Below are 7,748 nucleotides of genomic sequence, written 5' to 3'. Positions count from 1 at the left end.
TACCCCCCCCCCCCCCCCCCCCGAATTGTATCTTATGATACATTTTAATAAAATCTTTAGAAACCCGCTTTCTTTAAGAAAGCGGGTTTCTTATCAACTCAGAAAGCGGGTTTCTCCGCTTTCTCATTATCAACTCAGAAACCCGGTTTCTCCGCTTTCTCATCATCAACCCAGAAAGCGGGTTTCTACTCAACCCAGAAACCCGCTTTCTCATCATCAACCCAGAAAGCGGGTTTCTCATCATCAACCCAGAAAGCGGGTTTCTCATCATCAACCCAGAAAGCGGGTTTCTCATCATCAACTCAGAAACCCGCTTTCTTAAAGAAAGCGGGTTTCTCTTAGCTTAGAATAGTAAGCCAGAGAAAGCTGTTTTCTAGAGATAAGATAAATATGCCCTATCGTCAGAATATCTTTCAAGCAGGACAATACTACCATATCTATAATCGCGGCAATAACCGTGAAGATATCTTCTTTGAGCGAGAAAATTATCTTTTTTTTCTGCGATTGGTGCGTAAATATCTGGTAGAAACGCTAGATGTTATTGCCTATTGCTTGATGCCCAACCACTATCACCTGCTAATACGGCTGAAAAAAGCCGAGCTTTCTGCGGCAATGCAAGCCTTTTCCCTGTCTTATACCAAAGCCATAAATCGGCGATATGGGCGAGTTGGCTCATTGTTTCAAGGGCGGTTTCAGGCAATTCTAGTAAATGACACAGAGTATTTGTTAAATTTGTCGAGGTATATTCATTGGAATCCGGTTAAAGCGGGTTTGGTGAGTCAGCCCCAGGAATGGGAATTCTCCAGTTTTCAGGAATATGTGGGATGGCGAGAAGGAACACTACCCAATCTGGAAATTATTGTCGCGACTTTAGGCTCGATGGCTGCTTGTCGTTCATTTATGATGATGGATATAGATGTCATCTCTCCAGAGTTAAAGGGGCTGCTGTTAGACGAGTAGGTAGAAACCTAAGAAACCCGCTTTCTAATCTCTTAAACGGCTAAACTGAGAATAGCTGCCTGTCTTGACTCTCATTTCTCAGATTGTAAAATAATGCAAATTTATCTTGACTATAGTGCCACTACCCCCACTCATCCCCAAGTAATCGAGCGGGTTGCCACTATTCTGCGGCATCATTGGGGTAATCCCTCCAGTTTACACAGTTGGGGACAGGATACGGCGACAGTCATCGAAATGGCCAGAGAACAGGTAGCAGGGTTAATTAATGCCAATCCAGACCAGATTATCTTCACTTCTGGCGGCACGGAAGCCGATAATTTAGCGATTATCGGGGTTGCTCAACAGTATAACCGCCCCCGTCATATAATTATTTCTAGTGTGGAACATTCGGCGATCGCTGAACCCTGTAAACAATTAGAGCAGCAAGGTTGGCAAATTACTCGTCTTCCCGTCAATCGTCAAGGTAGAGTTAATCCTTTAGACCTAAAAGCCGCAATTCAAAGCGATACGGTCTTAATCTCCATTATTTACGGACAAAGTGAGGTGGGAACCCTACAACCGATTGAAGAATTGGGCAGCATTGCCAGGGAAAGGGGAGTTCTTTTTCACACCGATGCGGTGCAGGTGGCGGCAAGATGCGACATTGATGTGCGGAAACTGCCCGTAGATTTATTATCTCTTTCTAGCCATAAAATTTATGGAATGCAAGGATCGGGAGCTTTATACATCAGAGCCGGTGTCGATATTTTACCATTACTGCGGGGCGGTGGTCAGGAAAAAGGCCTGCGATCGGGAACCCAAGCCGTACCAGCGATCGCAGCTTTTGGTTTAGCGGCCGAATTAGCCCAAAAAGACTTAATTAGCGAAAAAATGCGTTTAATCGCCCTACGAGATCGATTATTTGACCTCTTAGCCGATTATCCTTATCTGCTGCCCACGGGGGACCGATTCTATCGTTTACCCCACCACGTCAGCTTTATTGTCCGTCCCGACGATAACAGTCACATCACGGGAAAACAGCTAGTTCGTCAGCTTAATTTAGCAGGAATCGGTATTAGTTCTGGATCCGCCTGTCATAGTGGCAAACTTTCCCCTAGTCCAATTTTAAAAGCTATGGGCTACAGCGATCGAGAAGCATTAGCGGGAATTCGTTTAACCCTGGGAAGGGACACCAGCGCAGCCGATATCGATTGGACGGCGCTTGTATTAAAACAAGTGATCGATCGCTGTTTATCTGCTTTAATTGTGAGCAAGAGTTAGTTTATGCCTCAAATTGCCCTTCAATCAGGATAATTTCGCCAAAATCGGGAATCCATGCCACCCAACGGCCTTGATCCTGTTCACAGAGTAGTAGTGCTTCATCAAAGCTGTATGGAGAGGGAAGCATTCTTAGCCGTACCCATGTGTTTGCTTGGGGACAAGTAACAACAGCAGTAGTGCGAGATTGTAGTAAGTACATACACAGATCACCCTGATAATTCTGTATCTAAATTTACAAAAAAACCGATGACTGTGGGTAACTTTGTTTTAAATCTTTACATCTCTAGAAAATTATCGGCTGCATCTCCTATTTGTGACTTTCCCTCACCTATAGGTGAGCAGCAGAAGTTATTCAAAGAGGGCGAATGCAATTCGCCCCTACAATAATATTATTGATTGCGCCAATCGAACTGCGTGCGCCCAAAATGTCCTCTAGATATTTCGACCAAATTGAGCCAATTACGCCAATGACCGGCACTTTTTTGATTTCAAAAAAGCCTAAAGATATTATCCGACAAGGTTTTTAGATTTATTCGGCCAATCCTAGCTATGATCGTTACTGGTAAATGATAGTTAATAACTGGTAATGGTAAGTTCTTTCCCTCGCACCTATAAAATCGCCGTCATCGGTGACGTTCACGACCAATGGGAAATAGAAGATAATTTAGCACTAGAAGCTTTACAAGTGGATTTAGCCCTATTTGTGGGGGATTTTGGCAATGAATCCCTAGAAATTGTCGGTCGGATTGCTAGTTTGTCCTTACCAAAAGCCGTTATTCTCGGTAATCATGACGCTTGGTATAGTGCCACCCCCTGGGGACGAAAACAATGTCCCTACGATCGCGATAAAGAAGATCGTGTCACCGCCCAGTTAGAATTATTAGGGGTTGCTCATGTGGGTTACTCAAAACTAGACCTACCCAGTTTACAGCTTTCGATTGTTGGGGGTCGTCCCTTTACTTGGGGAGGTTCCGAGTGGAAAAATGGAGAATTTTTTCAAGAACGCTATAATATCAGCAGTTTTGCCGAATCTACTGCCAAAATTATCGCTAATATTCAAGATACTGCCTATAATAACCTGATTTTTTTAGGTCACAATGGTCCAGCCGGACTGGGAAAGGAAGCGGAAGCTATCTGTGGTCGCGATTGGCAACCTTTGGGAGGAGACCACGGGGATCCGGATTTAGCAGCGGCCATCGCACAAGCACAGCTATTAGGAAAACAGGTTTCTCTCGTCAGTTTCGGTCATATGCACCACCGTCTCCGTCATACTACTTCCCGTTTACGCAATCCCGTGGTCACTTCCGAGATGGGAACTGTTTATCTGAATGCTGCTAGTGTTCCTCGCATTCTCCACTCTGATAGGGGTAAATCTCGCAATTTTTCCCTAGTCACTCTTGAAGAAGGTCTAGTTACAGAAGCATCTTTAATCTGGTTGAACGATAATTTCGAGATTATCAGCAATAGAAAACTTTATCACTCCGGGTCATCAATCGATCGCCTATCTCCCCAATCTTGTTATTCTTAAGTTTTGAAAATAGACCTTTTCTTAATCTTATGCGGTACAACCACTAATATCAGTTATCAGTTATCAGTTTACTGATTACTAAAAAAAGCTTCCCAATTCATAATTCATAATTCATAATTCATAATTCATAATTCCCTATAGATAGTTAAGTTTTTGAGCGATTAGAGGTAAAGCAAGAGCGATAGCAACACTAACAACCATACCGATAAAAGCTTTCAAGGCATCCCCTAAAACCAGTTTACCCGTGGCGGCTAAATTAGTGGTTTCTCTGGTTAAAGTCAGAGAAATTTCTCGACCTCCTAATAAACCTAAAAATACCCAAGTGGTACTCATGGGAATATGATTATAGCCAACAAAAAACAGTAAAATTAGACCATAAATTAAGTTAATAATTGTTGCAGAACGCGGATCATGGGCGTTAGTTTTGCTAGTGACAATTTTCTCGATTTGACCACCATGATTAATAAAAATGATGGTTTGCAGGAGTAGCATAACTGTTAGAGATAAAACTAACCATGTTGCTGCTAACTGTCTGGGAAGATAGGCGAAAATATTGGCAAAATCTTGCATTAACCATTGACTCCAAAGAAACCCAGTAGATAACCACTGTAAAACTACCCAGATTTTTTGAGGTTCTTTATTAACTGTTTCTAGGAAAAAGTTTTCTAATCGATAAATAATTCGATAGATGACTAACCCCACCATAACAGCAATAGCATAACCCCAAGCGGATTTAACTAACATTTCATCTAGAGATTGGGGAGCAAAAACTGTTAAAACCAAAAAGGTTGTACTCACGGGTATTCCCCAAGTGGTGAGAATTAAAATTGCTAGGGGAGGAACGATATAAATCCAAGTAAAATTTTCTGGAAAGGGAATCATTTCTAGTCGATTATAAGCCACATCTCCCTGATTAATGTACCAACCAGCGATAAAAATCGAGGCTAAGATTATGCTGGAATACAGCCACAAAATCCACCAGGGACGTTCTTCATTGGCACTTAAAAAAGTACCTAAAGTCTGTAGGGAATCGTTGGCAACGATTGCATAAGCTGATAGAATGAAGCCAGCAATCATAAAAAAATTACTCATAGACAGTGGGAATTATAAATTATGAATTATGAATTATGAATTGGGGAGAATAAATAAAAATAATCTCCTGACAACTGGCTCCCCATCAATATAACCGCTATACCTCCTTAATTTTGCTTTAAAAAATCCCTCGCTAGATAGAAAGCAGCTAAACTACCAGAGACGGTAATTTCTTGGGGATTAATTTCCTGTAAAGGTCGAAGAATAACTTCAATTTCCTCGGTAATATCTAACTTTTGTTGACCAGTGGGAGTAGCATTAAGAGCCAAAAAAATATGAATTCTGTTAGTATCTTTAACCGGATTATCGTACAAAACAGCCAGAGGTATTAGAGAATCACTTTGATAACCAGTTTCCTCCTCGAATTCCCGACGCGCTGCCGCAGTAATATTATCTTCACCCGCATCTACTGCTCCAGCGGGAAATTCCAATAAAATTTCCTTAACTCCGTGACGATATTGACGGACAAAAACTAATTGATTATCCCTAGTAACTGGAACAACTAAAACAATTTCAGGACGAATATTAACGAAATAATCATCGATAACTTGTCCAGAGGATAACTTTACTGCATCTTGACGGACTTGACACCAACGATTCTGAAAAACTAGCTCAGATTTAATAATTTGCCATTTTTTTAAATTAGTCATCGACAATCCTGTTATAATTGCAGTGAAATTACTAAACTTTTTTCGCAGATAATTATAAGTAAGTAGGTAGGCGTTAAAAATTATCAAATGCCCCCCTTATTAAGGGGGGAATAAGGGGGGATCGGCACCCCCCTTATCAAGGGGGGCAGCGGGTATCGAACCTAAAATCCACTTTTAATTTAATTATAACCAGCTACTTACATAGGCGACGTAACGCACCAATATTATCCTAAATCCGTTGAGTAACCCACAGAAAACGGGTTTCTCCGAGAAACCCGTTTTCTACTCATGCCACCTCAATTTCTCAAAAAAAAAATCGACCCGCCTAGGGGCGGGAAAAAGAGAAAAATTGAAACAAGGGTAAAAAGGGTAAAAAGAGAATAAGGGTTACAGAGTCCCCCCAGCACCGCACACCACCCGAAAACCGTAGCTGTTGCTGAGGCCGTCGCGGCGGTAGAGGCTGAAGTCGCGGTAAGCCGAACGGCAGCCATCCGGACCGTTGTACCAACAACCGCCCCGCAGTATTGGATAATCATTATCATTTGTCAGCCAAGCACTGCCATCCTTTGGCGCTCCGATATAGTTATCGTGCCAATTGTCCTCGCACCACTCCCAAACATTGCCAATCATGTCATAGAGTCCCCAAGCATTGGGTTTTTTCTGTCCCACAGGATGAGTTTTACTCTGAGAATTTCCGTCATACCAAGCGTAATCTCCTAACTGATTAGCATCATCACCGAAATAATAGCGAGTAGTAGTCCCCGCACGACAGGCATATTCCCATTCCGCTTCCGTCGGTAGGCGATAGGTTTTCCCTGTTATTTGACTCAATTTCTTACAAAAAGCTTGAGCATCGTTCCAACTAACCCTTTCTACCGGATTTTGCTGATTATTTTTCAACCAAGAGTTGTTTTTAAAATGAGAGGGATTGGTTCCCATTACTGCTTGATATTGTGCCTGAGTCACTGGATATTTCCCAATCGCAAAACTGTTGACTTTAACTTGGTGTTGAGGCTTTTCATAACTTTCAGCATTGGGATCACTGTCAGGAGATCCCATGAGAAACTCACCTGCTGGTAAGCTCACCATCTCTAGTGTTACTACGTTGGATATTTTTTCGGTAAATGGAGTAGGTGAAGCAATTAGGGGTATTGGTGAAACAGGCTTTTTGACTGCTGCCGGTGCTGGTGGAGGTGACGGGGGAGAATTCCATCCCACAGGTTGTAAGGCATTTAAAACCTGTTGTGCTGTCCATCTTTGTCTTCTATCTTTTTGCAAACACCCTTCAATAATCGGTTTAAACTCTTTCGGTAAACTAGGTATTTGTAGCTCACAATTCATCACCTTTGCCATTAATTGATTAATATCATTATTGAACTTATAGGGAAGTTGATTAGTGGTCATTTCGATTAACATAATACCTAATGACCACAGATCCCAAGCTGAGGAAATATCACCCCTAAAGGCTTCAGGAGGCATATAAATAATTGTACCGCTATTGTGGACGGTTTGAGTGTGGCTTTTGTTATTTAAAGTTCTAATTAAGCCAAAATCTGCTAACTTGTATTGTTGATTAACCTTGAGTATATTACCCGGTTTTAAATCTCGATGAACTTTATTTTGTCCATGAAGATAATTTAAGCCCTGGGCGACTTGAGCAGTAATATTTTTAATCTCACTTGATGATAAACTGCCTTTGGCAATGTGATTTTCTAGGCTACCCTGTGCCAATTCCATCACTAAATAAAGCATTTCTGTATTGAGAAAAGTAAATTCCCCCACTGAATAAGCCTTAATTAAATTAGAATGTTCTAACTTTCTGGCATTTTGTAACTCAATTAATTTATCATCGCTACTTTCGGGGATAACTTTAATAGCAACTTCTTGAACCGATGTATTTCTGACCATTTCACTAGCATGAAATACACCCCCAAAACCACCCGCACCAAGAAACTTATTAAGACGATAAGAGTTTATTTTTTGCCCTTCTAACATCTTCATCATTTGTTCTAGCATAATAATAACTCCTGAATTAATCAATTTTTACGTTGTGTAACTATCCTATTAAGTGAGTGGTTTTAACGAAGGCAGAGGACAAAAGGCAAAAGGCAAAAGCTTTATCGAAATGTGTAATTAATTTTGCTGAGGTACTTATTGAATTATAAGACAGATGTGCCTTTGATTGGGTGCATCTCATTTTTGTAAATCTACTAATTTGGGATTTTTAAGGGGAAACTTTCTCCTAAAATTGGGCGTTA

Annotated in this window: 7 protein-coding genes; 3 read left to right on the top strand and 4 right to left on the bottom strand. The window is 41.2% G+C overall.

Features of this window, described 5'->3' with window-relative positions; genetic code table 11:
* Positions 1–390 precede the first annotated feature (390 nt).
* Complete coding sequence (locus tag IQ234_RS01970) at positions 391–960, top strand: REP-associated tyrosine transposase (RefSeq protein ID WP_193955830.1); 570 nt, start codon at positions 391–393, stop codon at positions 958–960.
* Positions 961–1,053: 93 nt separating this feature from the next.
* A complete protein-coding gene (locus IQ234_RS01965; RefSeq protein ID WP_193955829.1) occupies positions 1,054–2,220 on the top strand; it encodes a cysteine desulfurase family protein in 1,167 nt (388 codons plus the stop codon).
* 1 nt (position 2,221) lies between these two features.
* Here the strand turns inward: IQ234_RS01965 and IQ234_RS01960 are convergent, their stop codons facing one another.
* Positions 2,222–2,419, bottom strand: coding sequence for a hypothetical protein (locus IQ234_RS01960; RefSeq protein ID WP_193955828.1), 198 nt, complete (start codon positions 2,417–2,419; stop codon positions 2,222–2,224).
* 387 nt (positions 2,420–2,806) lie between these two features.
* Here IQ234_RS01960 and IQ234_RS01955 point away from each other — a divergent pair, with 387 nt between their 5' ends.
* A complete protein-coding gene (locus IQ234_RS01955) occupies positions 2,807–3,748 on the top strand; it encodes a TIGR04168 family protein (protein ID WP_193955827.1) in 942 nt (313 codons plus the stop codon).
* Positions 3,749–3,883: 135 nt separating this feature from the next.
* Here the strand turns inward: IQ234_RS01955 and IQ234_RS01950 are convergent, their stop codons facing one another.
* From IQ234_RS01950 to IQ234_RS01940, 3 genes are all read right to left on the bottom strand, one after another.
* Entirely contained in the window at positions 3,884–4,825 is a 942-nt protein-coding gene (locus tag IQ234_RS01950; RefSeq protein ID WP_193955833.1) for a hypothetical protein, read from the bottom strand.
* Between the two features lie 122 nt (positions 4,826–4,947).
* Entirely contained in the window at positions 4,948–5,490 is a 543-nt protein-coding gene (locus tag IQ234_RS01945; protein ID WP_193955826.1) for an NUDIX hydrolase, read from the bottom strand.
* Between the two features lie 387 nt (positions 5,491–5,877).
* Positions 5,878–7,506 (bottom strand): SUMF1/EgtB/PvdO family nonheme iron enzyme, encoded by a 1,629-nt coding sequence (locus tag IQ234_RS01940; protein ID WP_193955825.1) that lies wholly within the window; start codon positions 7,504–7,506, stop codon positions 5,878–5,880.
* Positions 7,507–7,748: the final 242 nt, after the last annotated feature.

The organism is Microcystis aeruginosa LEGE 91341 (assembly GCF_015206885.1).
GTDB lineage: Bacteria > Cyanobacteriota > Cyanobacteriia > Cyanobacteriales > Microcystaceae > Microcystis > Microcystis aeruginosa_H.
The sequence above is the reverse complement of the archived record's forward strand: the minus strand, read 5'-3'. Positions and strand labels throughout refer to the sequence as shown.